This is a genomic window from Xanthomonas campestris pv. badrii, from assembly GCF_012848175.1.
GTDB lineage: Bacteria > Pseudomonadota > Gammaproteobacteria > Xanthomonadales > Xanthomonadaceae > Xanthomonas > Xanthomonas campestris_C.
The window spans coordinates 1,171,358-1,187,019 of sequence record NZ_CP051651.1 but is presented as its reverse complement, the minus strand read 5'-3'; the positions used below and the strand labels follow the sequence as shown (position 1 = coordinate 1,187,019).

General features: G+C 66.2%; 15 protein-coding genes. 1 reads left to right on the top strand and 14 read right to left on the bottom strand.

What is annotated here, in order from left to right:
• Window positions 1-129: 129 nt before the first annotated feature.
• The 5 genes from HG421_RS05080 to rlmD all read right to left on the bottom strand — a co-directional run bounded on the left by HG421_RS05080 (window position 130) and on the right by rlmD (window position 5,661).
• Window positions 130-1,707: a cryptochrome/photolyase family protein gene (locus tag HG421_RS05080; protein WP_169708093.1), complete on the bottom strand. Its 1,578-nt coding sequence runs from the start codon at window positions 1,705-1,707 to the stop codon at window positions 130-132.
• Window positions 1,708-1,861: 154 nt separating this feature from the next.
• Window positions 1,862-2,878, bottom strand: a complete 1,017-nt coding sequence (locus tag HG421_RS05075) for an NAD(P)/FAD-dependent oxidoreductase (protein ID WP_169705487.1) — start codon at window positions 2,876-2,878, stop codon at window positions 1,862-1,864.
• A gap of 39 nt (window positions 2,879-2,917) precedes the next feature.
• Window positions 2,918-3,601: a DsbA family oxidoreductase gene (locus tag HG421_RS05070; protein ID WP_169705486.1), complete on the bottom strand. Its 684-nt coding sequence runs from the start codon at window positions 3,599-3,601 to the stop codon at window positions 2,918-2,920.
• 130 nt (window positions 3,602-3,731) lie between these two features.
• Window positions 3,732-4,247, bottom strand: a complete 516-nt coding sequence (locus HG421_RS05065) for a CYTH domain-containing protein (RefSeq protein WP_169705485.1) — start codon at window positions 4,245-4,247, stop codon at window positions 3,732-3,734.
• Window positions 4,248-4,326: 79 nt separating this feature from the next.
• Entirely contained in the window at window positions 4,327-5,661 is a 1,335-nt protein-coding gene (gene rlmD / locus HG421_RS05060; RefSeq protein WP_169705484.1) for a 23S rRNA (uracil(1939)-C(5))-methyltransferase RlmD, read from the bottom strand.
• 158 nt (window positions 5,662-5,819) lie between these two features.
• Here rlmD and HG421_RS05055 point away from each other — a divergent pair, with 158 nt between their 5' ends.
• On the top strand, window positions 5,820-6,542 hold the full coding sequence (locus tag HG421_RS05055; protein WP_169705483.1) for a response regulator: 723 nt from the start codon (window positions 5,820-5,822) through the stop codon (window positions 6,540-6,542).
• 113 nt (window positions 6,543-6,655) lie between these two features.
• Here the strand turns inward: HG421_RS05055 and recO are convergent, their stop codons facing one another.
• From recO to rpoE, 9 genes are all read right to left on the bottom strand, one after another.
• A complete protein-coding gene (gene recO, locus HG421_RS05050; RefSeq protein WP_169705482.1) occupies window positions 6,656-7,378 on the bottom strand; it encodes a DNA repair protein RecO in 723 nt (240 codons plus the stop codon).
• Window positions 7,379-7,595: 217 nt separating this feature from the next.
• Window positions 7,596-8,492: a GTPase Era gene (era, locus tag HG421_RS05045; protein ID WP_064509116.1), complete on the bottom strand. Its 897-nt coding sequence runs from the start codon at window positions 8,490-8,492 to the stop codon at window positions 7,596-7,598.
• A complete protein-coding gene (gene rnc / locus HG421_RS05040; RefSeq protein WP_169705481.1) occupies window positions 8,489-9,169 on the bottom strand; it encodes a ribonuclease III in 681 nt (226 codons plus the stop codon). Before rnc ends, era begins: the two co-directional genes overlap by 4 nt.
• Window positions 9,159-9,566, bottom strand: a complete 408-nt coding sequence (locus tag HG421_RS05035; protein ID WP_082861896.1) for a DUF4845 domain-containing protein — start codon at window positions 9,564-9,566, stop codon at window positions 9,159-9,161. The genes rnc and HG421_RS05035 overlap by 11 nt, the downstream gene beginning before the upstream one ends.
• Complete coding sequence (gene lepB, locus HG421_RS05030; protein WP_039564413.1) at window positions 9,567-10,367, bottom strand: signal peptidase I; 801 nt, start codon at window positions 10,365-10,367, stop codon at window positions 9,567-9,569.
• Window positions 10,368-10,471: 104 nt separating this feature from the next.
• Window positions 10,472-12,262, bottom strand: a complete 1,791-nt coding sequence (gene lepA, locus HG421_RS05025; RefSeq protein ID WP_169708092.1) for a translation elongation factor 4 — start codon at window positions 12,260-12,262, stop codon at window positions 10,472-10,474.
• A 187-nt stretch (window positions 12,263-12,449) separates the two neighbouring features.
• Entirely contained in the window at window positions 12,450-14,027 is a 1,578-nt protein-coding gene (locus HG421_RS05020) for a DegQ family serine endoprotease (protein ID WP_169705480.1), read from the bottom strand.
• A gap of 109 nt (window positions 14,028-14,136) precedes the next feature.
• Entirely contained in the window at window positions 14,137-15,009 is an 873-nt protein-coding gene (locus HG421_RS05015) for a sigma-E factor negative regulatory protein (protein ID WP_169705479.1), read from the bottom strand.
• Entirely contained in the window at window positions 15,006-15,626 is a 621-nt protein-coding gene (rpoE, locus tag HG421_RS05010; RefSeq protein ID WP_039406677.1) for an RNA polymerase sigma factor RpoE, read from the bottom strand. Before rpoE ends, HG421_RS05015 begins: the two co-directional genes overlap by 4 nt.
• Window positions 15,627-15,662 lie beyond the last annotated feature (36 nt).

Below are 15,662 nucleotides of genomic sequence, written 5' to 3'. Positions count from 1 at the left end.
CGCGGCATTGTCGCAGATGCGCGTGGCAGCGTCAGATTGCGCATTCAGGCAAGGGCTGGCGAACCCGAGCTGGGCCCACTGCCTGTGCGCCGAGATCGAACGCGGCGGGAGCGCTGGACCCTGGCCAGTTCAGAGCTGCTCCAGGTTGGCCCGCCAGTGCGCGGCCTGGGCCTGGATGCCTTCCAGCACCTCCGGCGCCATGCCGTCGAGCTGCCGGTACGGCATCGCCAGGCGCGCGTTACTCTCCAGCAACGGACGTTGCCGCTGCAGAAAATCCCAATACAACGCGTTGTACGGGCAGGCCCGTGCACCGACCCGCATCTTGCGCTGGTAGCGGCAGCCGCCGCAGTAATCGCTCATGCGGTCGATATAGGCGGCGCCGCTGATATAGGGCTTGCTGCCGAGCAGGCCGCCATCGGCGAACTGGCTCATGCCCACCGTGTTGGGCAGCTCTACCCACTCGAAGGCGTCGATATAGACTCCCAGATACCAGCGATGCAGCGCCTGCGGGTCCAGCCCCGCCAGCAGTGCGAAATTGCCGATCACCATCAGCCGCTGGATATGGTGCGCATGCGCATTGGCCAGCGAATTGCCCACCGCATCGGCCAGGCAGCGCATGCCGATCTGCCCATCCCAGAACCAGTGCGGCAACGGCAGGTGATGGTCCAGGCGATTGGTCTGCGCGTACCCAGGCATCTGCGACCAGTACACGCCGCGCACGTATTCGCGCCAGCCCAGAACTTGCCGGATGAAGCCTTCCACCGAGGCCAGCGGCGCCTGCCCCTGGCGCCAGGCGGCTTCGGCGCGCGCAATGACTTCGGCCGGGTGCAGCATCTTGACGTTGAGCGCAAACGACAGCAGCGAATGGAACAGCCGCGGGCTACGCGTGTTCATCGCATCTTCGTAGCGGCCGAAATCCGGCAAGGCGCGTTCGATGAAGGCCTCCAGGTGCTGCAACGCTTCGGCGCGATCCAGTGGCCACGGCAGCGCGTCGGCACTGGGCGTGCCGAAACTGCGGATGCCTGCCGCTTCGATGCTGCGCCATAACTGGCTGTGATCGTGTGCGCTGCGCCAGTCTTGCGGCGCAGGCGGATCGCCTGGCCACGGCGCGCGATTGTCGTGATCGAAGTTCCAGCGCCCACCTTCCGGTTGTCCGGCGGCATCGAGCAGGATGCGATGGCGCCTGCGCATCTGCCGATAGAACACTTCCATGCGCCATTGGCTGCCCGCGCCGAAGCACGCAGCCACCTCGTCACGCGTGGTCAGGAAATGCTCGCTATCGACCATGCGGGTGACGAACGCCTGCGCGGCACTCCACTGCTGCAAGGCCTGATCCAGCCGCCATTCGTCCGGTGCCTGATACTCCAGTTGCTGCGCGCGGTAATGCGCCATCAGCGCGCCGAGGTTGGCCGGAATCGACTGCCGGTTGCTGGCGGCGTCGATTGCCACGTACCGCACGCGGTGGCCGGCCTGTCGCAGCGCAGCGGCAAACGCACGCATCGCGGCGAAGATCGCCAGGATCTTCTGCGCATGGTGCAGCACGTAGTCGGTTTCGGTGCGCACCTCCATCAGCACATAGACCACGCCAGGGTCATGCGTGGCGAACCAGCCGTGCTGCGGATTGAGCTGATCGCCCAGGATCAGGCGCAACGTATGGGCAGGCGTCTGCGCCGTGCGATCAGTCGGATGGGGTTCGGGCGGCGTCATCGACGTCGGCCCAGTGCAGCCGTGGCGCGCACTGCGGATTGCGTAGCGCGCAGCAGTGTGTGCAACGTTGTCGAACGCATGCCGGGCGATGCTGCCACGCGCGTGCAGTGCAGGCAGTGCTGCATCGATACCGACGCGACGGCACGCCATCGCATCACTGCGGCTTGGGGCCTGTTGCCGCGATGCCGGCCACCTCGCGTGCCAGGGCAGTTCCGCTGAGCCAGGCGCCTTCGACCTTGCCACCCGCCAGCCAGTCGCCACACAGGCCGAGCCCGAGGCTGGCGTCCCAGACAGAGCCGGTCTGCAATGGCGGATCGGTACTGGCCGCCACCCAGCGATACGCGTCGCAGGCCAGCGGTGGCGGCAGGCCCAGCGCCGCCAGTTCGGGCAACAAGCTGGCGATTGCCTGCGCGGGCGTGGCATCGCCATGCGCCTGGCTCCACGTTGCCGTGGCATGCAGCAGCCAGGTCTCGGCCCCTGCGCGCGCGGGTTTGCTGGAATCGCGTGCCACCCAGCGCAGCGGGCCGGCGTTGACGAACAAGGCGTCGTAGCCCGGATCGATGGGCGCAGCAAACCGCAGCACGACGGCCCAGGCCGGCAACATCCGCGCGTTGCGGGCAACGTGCAGCAGTGCGGGTGCGCGATCGGCCAGCAATGTGGCTGCATCGGGAGCCGGCACTGCCAGCAGCACTGCATCGACCACCTGCGTTGCGGCTGCGGTCGCAGCGCCGAGGTTGACCACCCATCCCTCACTGCTGCGCTCGAGCGCATGGACGCTGGCCCGCGTGTGCACATCCAGGCTGGCGGCAAGCGCGCGTGCGGGTGCGGCCATCCCGGGAGTTCCCACAAACCGCGTCAATGCGCTTTGCGAGTGGCGCCTTGTGGCGCCATCCCAACTGGCGACCCGTGCCGGCCAGCGCGCGGCCACCCCGTCGGCCATCCATCGCTCGACCAGGGCCGCGAAGCCTGGATCGCGCGCGGTGAAGTATTGCGCGCCGTCGTCGCACTGCCAGCCCGGTCCGGTGCGGGTATGCAGGCGTCCGCCAACCGCATCGGCGCTTTCGTACACCGTGACGTCAACGCCTGTTTTCTGCAGTGCATCGGCGCAGGCCAGCCCCGCCAGACCGGCACCAATGACCGCCACGCGCGTTGGACGGCGTGGCGGCATCATCGGATCAACGTCTTGCACAGACGTGCTGCCATCGGCAGGTCAGACCGCGCAGCCATCCGGCCCGCACGCGTCGGCGCCACCGACCGGCACCGATTCAGCGGCCAGCTGCAACAGCGCCTGGGCAAAACTCTCCGGCGGCTGCGCCCCCTGGATCAGGCTGCGCCCGTCGATCACGAAACTGGGCACCGCGCGGATGCCCAGCGCGCTGGCCTGTGCCAACTGCGCCTGCACTTCCACCGTGCCCTCATCGGAGTCCAGCATCGCCTGCACCCGCGCAGCCGCCAGACCGCCGGCCTCACCGGCACGTACCAGGGTCTCGGTCGCCGCAACGTTGCGGCCTTCGGCAAAATGCGCATGGAACAGCGCTTCCATCACCGCACCGACATCGCCTTCGTGGGTGGCCAACCACAGCAGCCGATGCGCACGCAGGGTACTGACCTGCACCTGGCCGCGCCCGAAGTCCAATGGCAGGCCTTCGGCGCGCGCAGTGGCCTGGGTCTGCGCAAGCATCTGATCCACGCGTGCGGTGCCGCCGAACTTGCGTGCCAGGGCATCGCGCAACGGCACCGGCGCCGCGCCGGCCTCCGGGTCCAGCTCGAACGCGTGGTAATGGATGTCCAGCGCCGGCGCCTTGTCGCCAAGCGCGGCAATCGCCTGCTCAAACCGGCGCTTGCCGATCCAGCACCAGGGGCAGACCACGTCGGACCAGATATCGATGCGCATAAGGCGGGGATTGGGGATTGGGGATTGGGGATTGGGGATTGGGGATTGGCAGAGCATAAGCCCCAACACGCGGATTGGGGATTGGAGATTCGCAACGCATCGCCCAGGGCCGACGCATCACCCTTGCTCTTTACGAATCCCCAATCCCCAATCCCGACTCCCGCCACTGCGTGAACGGATGCGATGCCAGCGCCAGATTGTAGTAACGCGTGTCGTCGGTCACTTCGGCGCCGATCCACTCGGGCTTGGCAAAGGCTTCGTCGGCACTGGCGAGCTCGATCTCGGCCACCACCAGCCCGGCGTTGTCGCCGAGAAATTCGTCCACTTCCCACACATGTCCCTGGTACTCGACCAGGTGCCGGCGCTTGTCGATCAGCCCGCCCACGCACAGGTCCAACAGCGCGCGCGCATCGGCGACGGGGATCGGGTACTCGAACTCCTGCCGGGTATGCCCCACCTCACGCGACTTCAGATTCAAGAACGCGCCCTCGCCCTGCACACGCACACGCACCGACGCATGCTGCGCCCCGCTACGCAACGCCGCCTGGTCATTGATGTAGCCCTGCGCCATCGGGATCACCGCATGCGCGGCAGCACGCCACCCATCGCCGGTGACGAGAAACTTGCGTTCGATTTCTAGGGGCATGGGAATAGGGAATCGAGAGTCGGGAATGGCAAAAGCATAAGCCGTTCGCCGTTACGATTCCCTATTCCCTACTTCCGATTCACCGCTTCTCAAACACCGCAATACTCTCCACATGCGCGGTATGCGGGAACATGTCCATCGCCCCTGCCGACACCAGGGTGAAGCCTTGTTCGTTGACCAGATAGCCGGCGTCGCGTGCCAGTGAGCCGGGGTGGCAGCTGACGTAGACGATGCGCTGGAAGCGCTTCAATGGCAGCTGTTGCAGCACTTCCAGTGCGCCGGAGCGCGGCGGATCGAGCAGCAGCTTGTCGAAGCCCTGCTTCATCCATGGCGCATTGCGTTGGTCCTGGGTGAGATCGGCGGCGTAGAACTGCGCGTTGGCCAGGCCATTGCGCTGCGCATTTTCCCTGGCGCGCGCCACCAGCCCGGCATCGCCTTCCACGCCCACCACTTCGCGCACCGTCCGCGCCAGCGGCAGGGTGAAGTTACCCAGGCCGCAGAACAGGTCCAGCACCCGGTCTTCGGCCGTGGCATCCAGCAGCGCCAGCGCATGCGCAATCATCTTCTGGTTGAGCGAGGCATTGACCTGGATGAAGTCCAGCGGCCGGAACGCCAGCTCGACATCCCATTGCGGCAGGCGGAACGACAACGGCACCTCGCGTGGCCACAGCGGATGCACGCTGTCCACGCCGCCGGGCTGCAGGAAGATCGCAAAGCCGTGCGCCTGTGCAAACTCCACCCAGGCCTGCTGATCGCGCTCGCTGAGCGGCTGCATATGGCGGATGGTCAGCGCCACTGCCGCGTCGCCGGCGATGAACTCGATCTGCGGGATGTCGCGCTTGCCGTCCATGCCTTCGATCAGCGCCGCCAGCAACGGAATCCTCTCGCCGATCTGCGGAATCACCGTGTAGCACACCGACAGGTCGGCCACGAAACGCGGGTCCAGCTCGCGGAAGCCGACCAGGGTCTTGTCCTTCTTCTCCACCCGCCGGACCGAAAACCGCCCCTTGCGCCGGTACCCCCAGCTGTCGCCGACCAGGGCAGGCAATACGGTCTGCGGAGTGGCATGCCCGATCCGTTCGAGGTTGTCGGTGAGCACCCGCTGCTTGGCCACGATCTGCTGCGATTCTTCCAGGTGCTGCAGCACACAACCGGCGCAGACGCCGAAGTGCGGGCACCGCGGGGCCACCCGCTGCGGCGAGGCTTCCAGGACCTCGACCGTCCTGGCTTCGTCGAAATGGCGGCTGCGCGCGGTGGGCTCGGCACGTACCAGCTCACCCGGCAGGGCGCCGCTGATGAAGGTGACCTTGCCGCCCTCGCCATCGCGACGGGCCACGCCACGGCCGTCGTGGCTGAGGTCGGTGATGGCGGTCTGGAAAGGAGTACGGTCGAGGCGATTGCGGGTTCTGGCCACGTGGCGACAGGCTGCGGGCAAAAAGGGTGCGTATTGTCGCAGATGCGATCGACGGAGGCCGCTCCACGCGGCACGGCAATTGTCGCGCCACCCAAACACAGGCAAACTTCACCTGCGCGCGGCAGCTCAGGCCGCGGCACCGCTGACAAGGAGGCAGCATGAATATGGCGACACGTCAGGAACCCCATCCACGCTTACTATTGGTGGAGGACGACCCGATCAGCCGTGGCTTCCTGCAGGCTGCACTGGAAGGCCTCCCGGCCCAGGTGGATTGGGCCGATTCGTTGTCCTCGGCGCTGGACCGCGCGCGCGAACGTCGCCACGATCTTTGGCTGATCGACGTCAATCTGCCCGATGGCACCGGCAGCGGCCTGCTGCGTGCGTTACGCCTGCTGCACCCGGACGTCCCCGCGCTGGCGCACACCGCCGACGGCACCATGGCGATGCAGCAAGGCCTGCAGTCCGATGGCTTCCTGGAAATGCTGGTCAAGCCGCTGACCACCGAACGCCTGCTACAGGCAGTGCGCCGTGGTCTGGCGCGCGGCCGCTACAGCGTGGCACCGGTCGGGGTGGTGGACATCGCCGCCAGCGACTGGGACGAGGCCGCGGCACTGAGCGCGCTCAATGGTCAGCAGCATCACCTCAACGCGCTGCGCGAGTTGTTCCTGGCGGAATTGCCGGGCACCCGCGACGCAGTGACATCGGCGCTGAACATCAGCGACGAGCAGGCCCTGCGCAGTCACCTGCACCGGCTGCAGGCCAGCTGCGGATTCGTCGGCGCCGCGCGGCTTGCTGGAGCGGTACGCCTGTTACGTGGCGATCCGCAGTCACGCACTGCGCAGACCCAGTTCCATGCGGCGGTGGCCGCGTTATTGCACTGAGCCGGAGGTAGCGTCGTCGGCGCCGCCCATGGGTGATGGGCTGGCTGTCGATAGAATCCAGACGCGATAGGTTGAGTGACACATCACACTGCGCTTTGGCCGGGGCGTGCCGCTCAGCGCCGCCGCGCCAGATCCTCCAGCATTTCCCAGGATTTCAGGCCGCGCCCGTTCAGATGATGCAGCAGCACGCTGCGCAGGCTGCGACGCAGGCCGGGCATGTCCTCGGTGGCCGGCATGCGGTCCTCCCCCAGGGCCAACAGCGCCGCACCCGTCACGGTTTCGCGCCGATCCTGCGCCAGACGTTCGCTCAATATCCGCATGGCGCCCTCCTGCGGGTCGAGCCGATAGCGCGCCGCCGGGTCGATCGGTTGTCCGTCGCTGTCGTGCTGCAGATCGAAGGCAAACCCCAGCCCCTCCAGCACATCGCGCTCGAACCGGCGCAGCCCCCACGCCAGCGACACCTCCGACGCCAGATGCGCACGCGCCTGCGCATAGCACGCGTAGAGTTCCGGCACCGAATCATTACGAGGGGCCAGGCGCAGCAACAGCTCGCTGATATAGAAACCGGCCAGCATGCGTTCGCCGACCAGTCGCGGGGCAGTGTCCAGCGCTTCGGCCTGACGCAGCTGTGCAAGTTCGCCACGTTGCACGGCCGTGAACTGGATCAGTTGCAACGGCTGCAGCGCCGCACGCAGCGCCTGCTTGCGCGGGCCCTGCACGCCACGCGCCAGCAACCCGACCCGCCCGTGCTGCTCGGTCAGCACTTCCACCAGCACGCTGGTCTCGCGCCAGGCCCGCACATGCAGGACGAAGCCGCGTTCGTGCTCGATCAGCATGGGAGGGAAAGCCGGGACCGGGGACCCGGGACCCGGGACCCGGGAAAAGCCAGCACAAGCAATCGCTTGCAACGCCGCTGAAAATGCAAGCCGCCGTCAGATCCGCGCGCCAGGCTGGCAGGACCGCAGACGCCCCACATCGCGATTTTCCATCCGCCCCGGATGACCGGTTCGGCGCTCTTCCCGGGTCCCGGGTCCCGGGTCCCCGGTCCCGGCTTCATTCGTATCCGAACGCCTTCAACGCGGCCTCATCGTCCGACCAGCCCTCGCGCACGCGCACCCAGGTTTCCAGGAACACCTTTGCACCGAACAGCCGCTCCATCTGCAGACGCGCCTTGCCGCCGATTTCCTTCAGGCGGGTACCGCCCTTGCCGATCACGATCGCCTTCTGGCCTTCGCGCTCGACCCAGATCACCGCGCCGATGCGCAGCAGCGCGCCGTCCTCGGCGAAACGTTCGATCTCCACGGTGGTGGCATACGGCAATTCTTCGCCGAGCTGACGCATCAGCTGCTCGCGCACCAGCTCGCCGGCCAGGAAACGCTGGCTGCGGTCGGTGATTTCGTCCTCGCCGAACATCGCCTCGGCTTCGGGCACCAGCTTGAGCAGATCGCTCACCAGGGCTTCCAGGCCCTTGCGCTTGAGCGCGGAGACCGGATGCACCGCCGCGAAGGTGCGCCCTTCGCTGACCTGGGCCAGGAACGGGAACAATGCGGTCTTGTCCTTGAGCCGGTCCACCTTGTTGACGACCAGCACCACCGGCACGTTGGCATCGCTGAGCACGCGGAAGGCAAGGGTGTCTTCTTCGTCCCAGCGGCCGGCCTCGATCACCAGCACGGCGGCATCCACGCCTTCGAGCGAGCCGCGTGCGGCACGGTTCATCACCCGGTTCATCGCGCGCTTCTGCTCGCGGTGCAGCCCGGGCGTGTCGACCAGCATCAGCTGTCCTTCGGGGAAGGTGGCGATGCCCAGCAAGCGATGCCGGGTGGTCTGCGGCCGGTTGGACACGATGCTGACCTTGGCGCCCACCAAGGCGTTGGTCAGGGTGGATTTGCCGACATTCGGCCGGCCGATCACGGCAACGCTGCCGCTACGGTGGGGAGTGGTTTCGCTCACGTGTTGACATCCAGTTGTGCGATGACGGTAGCCGCCGCCTGCTGCTCGGCAAGACGGCGCGACGTGCCCTGGCCTTCGGCGCGGGCGACGGGCTGCTCCAGGATGCAGGCGACATGGAACTGCTTGGCGTGCTCGTCGCCGCTTTCGCTGATCAGCGCGTAAGTGGGCAATGGCAGCTGCCGCGCCTGCAGCCATTCCTGCAGCCGGGTCTTGGGATCTTTTTCCGCCTTGCCGACCGGCAATGCCGCCAGCGAGGGCTCGAACCACGGCAGCACCACCGCGCGGCAGCGCTCGAAACCGCAGTCCAGATAGATGGCCGCGACGATCGCCTCGACCGCATCGGCCAGGATCGAATCGCGCCGATGTCCTCCGGATTTCAGTTCGCCCGGCCCCAGCGTCAGCCGCTCGCCCAGGTTGAGCGTACGCCCGATCACCGCCAGCGCGCCTTCGCGCACCAGCTCGGCGCGCGCACGGGTCAATGCGCCTTCGTCGGCCTTGGGCCAGCGCTGATACAGCGCCTCGGCGATCAGCAGGTTGACGATGCCGTCGCCGAGGAATTCCAGCCGCTCGTTGTGCGGCGTCCCGGCGCTGCGATGGCGCAGCGCCTGGGCGAGCAGATCCGGATCGGCGAACGCATGCCCGATCGGATCACCGCGCTGGAAGGTCCTATTCGACACTGCGCCCTTTCATGTCCTCGGAGGTGTCGAACTTGCCCACGATATCCAGATTACCGATCAGTTCGCGACGCACTTCGTAGTTGACCTTCATCCGCCAACCGCCATCCACCCGCTCGAACTTCACGTCTTCTTTTTTGACGTTTTCCGAGTAGTTGATGTACAGGCGACGAAAGAACAGGTCCTGCAACTTGGACGGGTCCATGTTGGCACTGCCCGGCTCATTGGCCAGACCCTTCATCGCCGTGCGCACGGAGTAATACTCCTGGTACATCGGAAACAGCTTCATCCCGATGTACAGGCCGAACCCCACCACCGCCAGCACCACCACGAACGACGTCAACGTCATACCGCTTTGCTTGCGCTTCATTGTGCTTCCCCTGGCACGCCGTGCGTGCATTTACTGGATTCCAGTCCCGATCCGCGATGGATCGAAACTCCCCTTGCAGAACCACCCTTCGCAATTGAGCCAGATCAAGAACGCCTTGCCGCGCAGATTGGCTTCCGGCAGAAAGTGCGTCTGGGTCCAGAACCGGCTGTCCTCGCTGTTGTCGCGATTGTCCCCCATCACGAAATAGCTGTCTGCCGGCACCGTCCAGTCACCCTGGCCTGCCGGCATGTTGCGGTCCACCCACTCCAGCACGGTGTGGGTGCGGCCAGGCAGGTCTTCCACCAGCAGCGTGGTGCCGGTCATCTCGGCGCCCTTGCCCTTGCCGATGTACTCGCCCTTGACCGTGTAACGCATGGGCTTGTCGTTGATGTACAGCGTATCGCCATGGAAGCCGATCTTGTCGCCCGGCAGGCCCACCACCCGCTTGATCCAGTTCTGGTCCGGCGCATGCGGCGGCTTGAACACCACCACGTCGCCGCGCTTGGGCTCGCCGGTGGGGATGAACTTGGTATTGGTGATCGGCAGGCGGAAACCGTAGGCGAACTTGTTGACCAGGATGAAGTCGCCGATCAGCAGGTTGGGCATCATCGAGCTGGACGGAATCTTGTACGGCTCGGCCACGAAGCTGCGCAGGATCAGCACCACCGCCAGCACCGGGAAGAAGGCGCGCGAGTAGTCGATGATCGCCGGCTCGCTGTCCAGCAACCCGGCGCGTGCGGCCCGGCGCTTGGCCAGGAACAGCTTGTCCAGCAACCAGATGAAGCCGCTGCCCAGGGTCAGCACAACCAGGACGATTTCAAACCATTTCATTGATGTTCCTTTCGGAAAGGGAATCGAGAATCGAGAATGGGGAATCGGAACAGCAGGAGCACTCGCGCTCTTACGATTCCCGATTCCCGATTCACCATTCCCAGCTACTTATCCATCTGCAAGACAGCCAGGAAGGCTTCCTGCGGAATCTCCACGCGGCCGACCTGCTTCATGCGCTTCTTGCCTTCCTTCTGCTTTTCCAGCAGCTTTTTCTTGCGCGAAACGTCGCCACCATAGCACTTGGCCAACACGTTCTTGCGCATCGCCTTGACCGTGGAGCGCGAGATGATCTGCGAGCCGATCGCCGCCTGGATCGCCACATCGAACATCTGCCGCGGGATCAGGTCCTTCATCTTTTCGCACAGTTCGCGGCCGCGCCGGTCGGCGTGGCTGCGGTGCACGATCAGCGACAGCGCATCGACCTTGTCGCCGTTGATCAGCACGTCCACGCGCACGAACGGGCCGGCATCGAACCGCACGAAGTGGTAATCCAGCGAGGCATAGCCACGGCTGACCGACTTGAGCTTGTCGAAGAAATCCAGCACCACCTCGGCCATCGGCAGCTCGTAGCTGATCTGCACCTGGCTGCCCAGGTAATTGATGCCGATCTGGGTGCCGCGCTTTTCCTCGCACAGCTTGATGATGTTGCCGATGTACTCCTCGGGAGTGAGGACGTTGGCGCGAATGATCGGCTCGCGGATCTCATCGACCAGGTTCAACTGCGGCAACTTGGCCGGGTTGTCCATGTTGATGACCGAGCCATCGGTCTTGAGCACTTCGTACACCACGGTTGGCGCGGTGCTGATCAGGTCCAGGTTGTATTCGCGTTCCAGGCGCTCCTGCACGATTTCCATGTGCAGCATGCCCAAAAAGCCGCAGCGGAAGCCAAAGCCCATCGCCTCGGAACTTTCCGGCTCGAAGCGCAGCGCGGCGTCGTTCAGACGCAGCTTGTCGAGCGCTTCGCGCAGGTCCGGATAGTCCTCGGCATCGACCGGAAACAGGCCGGCGAACACGCGCGGCTGCATTTCCTGGAAGCCGGGCAAGGCATGCGGAGCAGGATCGCCGGCCAGGGTCAGGGTGTCGCCGACCGGCGCACCGTGCACGTCCTTGATCGAGGCATTGATCCAACCCACTTCGCCGGCGCCCAGTGCGGCCAGTTCCTTGCGTTTGGGCGTGAACACGCCGACCTTGTCCACCAGATGGGTGCGGCCGGTGGACATCACCAGGATCTTGCTGCCTGGCTTGATCTCGCCCTGCATCACACGCACCAGCGAGACCACGCCCAGGTAGTTGTCGAACCAGGAATCGATGATCAGCGCCTGCAGCTTGTCGGTATCGCGCGGGGTCGGTGGTGGGATGCGATGCACGATCGCCTCCAGCACCAGATCGATGTTCAGACCGGTCTTGGCGCTCACCGCCACCGCGTCTTCGGCATCGATGCCGATCACCGCTTCGATCTCGGCCTTGGCGCGGTCGACATCGGCGGTGGGCAGGTCGATCTTGTTGAGCACCGGCACCACTTCCAGGCCCTGCTCCACTGCCGTGTAGCAGTTGGCCACCGACTGCGCTTCCACGCCCTGCGCCGCATCCACCACCAGCAACGCGCCCTCGCAGGCGGCCAGCGAGCGGCTGACTTCATAGGAGAAGTCCACATGCCCGGGGGTGTCGATGAAGTTCAGGTGGTAGGTCTGCCCGTCCTTGGCCGTGTACGGCAGGGACACCGACTGCGCCTTGATGGTGATGCCGCGTTCGCGCTCGATCGGGTTGGAGTCCAGCACCTGGGCCTCCATCTCGCGCGCCTGCAAGCCGCCACACAGCTGGATGATCCGGTCGGCCAGGGTGGATTTACCGTGGTCGACATGGGCAATGATGGAGAAATTGCGGATGTTCCGCATTGAATCAGAGGACATTGAGGTGGGCGCCGGCGGTGCCGTCGTCAGGGTAACGCGGCATTATCGCATGCCGGGCCCCCTTGGGGCCGGGAATTGGGAATCGGGAGTGGGGAATCGGAAAAGCTAGGCGGGCCATCGCTCGCGGACCCGCTCTTGCCCATTCCCGATTCCCGATTCTCCATTCCCCGCGTTAGCCGCCGGCCTTCAGGGCCACGTAGCTGGTCGCCTTGCCGTCGGTGACCAGCAGCATGACCACATCGCCCTTCTTGTAGCTGGACAGGGCCCGGTTGAGCTCGGCGACGCTGCCGACCTTGGTGCGGCCGACGCGGGCGATGATCAGGCCTGGCGACAGCGGTGGCTGGGTGCTGCGCGCAGCAGCGCCGGTGACTGCGGCAATCCGCACGCCCTCGCCTGCTTCCACGCCCAGGCGACTGCGTTCGGCGGCCGTCAGGTCGGCCACCTGCAGGCCGAGCAAAGCCACGCTGGCCGGAGCCTCCGGCTTGGCATCCTCGGCGGCGGTGCGCGGTGCAGCGCTCTCGCTGCCGTCCTGCAACGGCGCCAGGGTCACGCTGATCTGGCGCGGCTTGCCGTCGCGCAGTACATCCAGGTTGACCTTGGTGCCCGGTGCCATCAAGCCAATCATTGGCGGCAGATCGCTGGCCACCTCGATCGGCTTGCCGTTGACCGCGCGGATCACATCACCCACTTCGACACCGGCCTTGCCAGCCGGGCTACCGGCCGGGATATCGTTGACCAGCGCGCCACGGCTATCCGGCAGGCCCAGGCCCTGCGCCTTCAACGAATCGATCGGACCCACCGCCACGCCCAGCATGCCGCGACTGACCCGGCCGGTGGCCTTGATCTGCTCGGCGGCACTGAAGGCCAGGTCGATCGGGATCGCAAAGCTGATCCCCATGTAGCCGCCCGACGCGGAGAAGATCTGCGAGTTGATGCCGACCACTTCGCCGCGGGTGTTGAGCAGCGGGCCGCCGGAGTTGCCCTGGTTGATCGCCACGTCGGTCTGGATGAAGGGCACGTAGCGCTGATCCGCATACGGATTGCTGCGGCCGGTGGCACTGACGATGCCGGCAGTGACCGAGTGGTCCAGGCCGAACGGCGAGCCGATCGCCACCACCCACTGGCCCGGCTTGAGCGTATTGGAATCGCCCAGGCGCACGGTGGGCAGGCCCTTGGCGTCGATCTTGAGCAACGCCACGTCGTACTGCTCGTCGCTGCCAACCACCTTGGCCTTGAACTCGCGGCGGTCGGTCAGCTTGACGGTGACTTCGCTGGCGCCGTCGACCACGTGATGATTGGTCAACACATACCCATCGGCGGAAATGATGAAGCCCGAGCCCATCGACTTGCCGGCAATGCCGCCATCGTCATCGCCACCACCCGGCCCCTGCCGCGGACCGCCCGGCATCTGGAAATCCGGCCCGAAGAAGCGCTTGAAGAACTCCGGCATCTGCTCGTCGTCGGGCATGCCGCCCTGACCACCGCGCCCGCCACGCGCCGAACGCGCCATCGCATCCTTGCGGGTGATGGTGGTTTCGATATTGACCACGCCCGGGCCGACCTGCTCGACCAGATTGGTGAAATCCGGCAAGCCCGCCACCAGCTGCGGCGCCGGGGTGGTGCTGCGATTGGCAGCGATCGGGGCGCTGGCCTTGGACGCTGGCGCGGGTGCGGTTTGCTGGGCACAGGCGGCCAGCGGCAGGGTCATGGCGAGCAGGCCGAACATCTGGGTACGGATGCGGTGATTCATCGAGTTGCCTCCGATGGCAGGGCGACAGGAACCGGAACCCGTGCAGCGACACGGGTCCGACAAGGTAACGGGAGGGAGGGCGCCGAATGGATGAAGATCGGCCGTCAGATCAGTGTTGCGGGCCCTGCGCCGACGACGACGGGCTCGGTGCGGGAGCCCGGGCCGCCTGCGGCGCTGGTTCGAACGGATAGAACGCCGGGCCCTGGCGGCTCTGGCTGAAACTGGCATTGAGCGGACTGTCGCCAACGCCAGACAGTGCCGCGCGCGGCCAGGGACGCGCCTGCAAGGTGGTATCCGGGTGCGTGAACGGGTTGGACGACACCGCCGGGCTCGCCGCGGCCGGGGGAGCGGCAGCGACCATCTGCACCGGTGCCTGCTGCTGGCGCGCCGCCGCGCTGCGTGCGACCTGCTGATTGCGGGTGGCGGCACCGCGACGCGTGGAGGCCAGCGCAGCGGCCGGGACCGCTGCGACCAGTGCCCCGCCATCGCCGGGATTGGCCGGACCTGGAGCTGCAGGCGCCTTGGGCGCCACCGCTGGCCGGGCTGCTGCGGCGGGCACCTCGGCAACAGTGGCATACACCGGCACCTCGGTGACTGGCGGGGCCGGATCCGGCAGGCGCTCGCGCGCCAGGAACATGGCGATCGCCGCGACCGAGGCGGCAATCGCCGCGCCGCCGCCCCACCGCCAGCGTGCGGCCGCGCGCGGCGCCGGCTGCGGCAAGGGTGCGCGCGCATCGGCAATCGCGCTGCGGACCCGCGCCGCGAAATCCAGCGGGGCCGGCGCACTGGCCGCGCCGCGCAGTACATCGCCGCATAGCTGCCAGCGCTCGTGGCAACCGGCCAGCTCGTCGTCGTGGGCCAGCCGGCGCAACAGGAAGCGCGACTCGTCTGCGCTCAATTCGCCATCGACCAGCGCAGACAGCTGCTGGCGATAGTGAAGCTCGAACTTGTCGGTAGTGGACATGTCGGGGTTATGGCTCATACACGGTGTCGCTCACGGGTGGCGCTTTCGGTCTCCAGCAGAGGCCGCAGCTCGATGTCGATGGCCTCGCGCGCCCGGAAGATGCGCGAGCGCACCGTTCCGATCGGGCAATCCATCTTTCGCGCGATTTCCTCGTAACTCAGGCCTTCCACCTCGCGCAGGGTGATGGCCGACCGAAGTTCTTCCGGCAGGGCTTGGACCGCGCGCATCACCGTTTGTTCCAGCTCCTGTCGCATCAGTTCACGCTCCGGGGTATCGGTATCGCGCAACCGGGTAGCCCCATCGAACTGCTCGGCATCGCTGATCTCGATGTCGTCGGTGGGCGGCCGGCGGTTGTGCGCAACCAGATGGTTCTTGGCAGTGTTGACGGCAATGCGGTGCAGCCACGTATAGAACTGGGAGTCGCCGCGGAAACTGTTGATGGCGCGGTACGCGCGCACGAACGTGTCCTGGGCCACATCCTGGCATTCGCTCCAGTCGGCGATGTAGCGCCCGATCAGGGCAACGATCCGATGCTGGTACTTGCGCACCAGCACATCGAACGCCGCGCTTTCGCCGCGCTGCACACGCCGGACCAGTTCAAGGTCCAGCTCCTGAGGTGTATCGACTTCGGCCATGCTGGGCCGCACTCCTGTCAGCCCACCGAAGTCGGG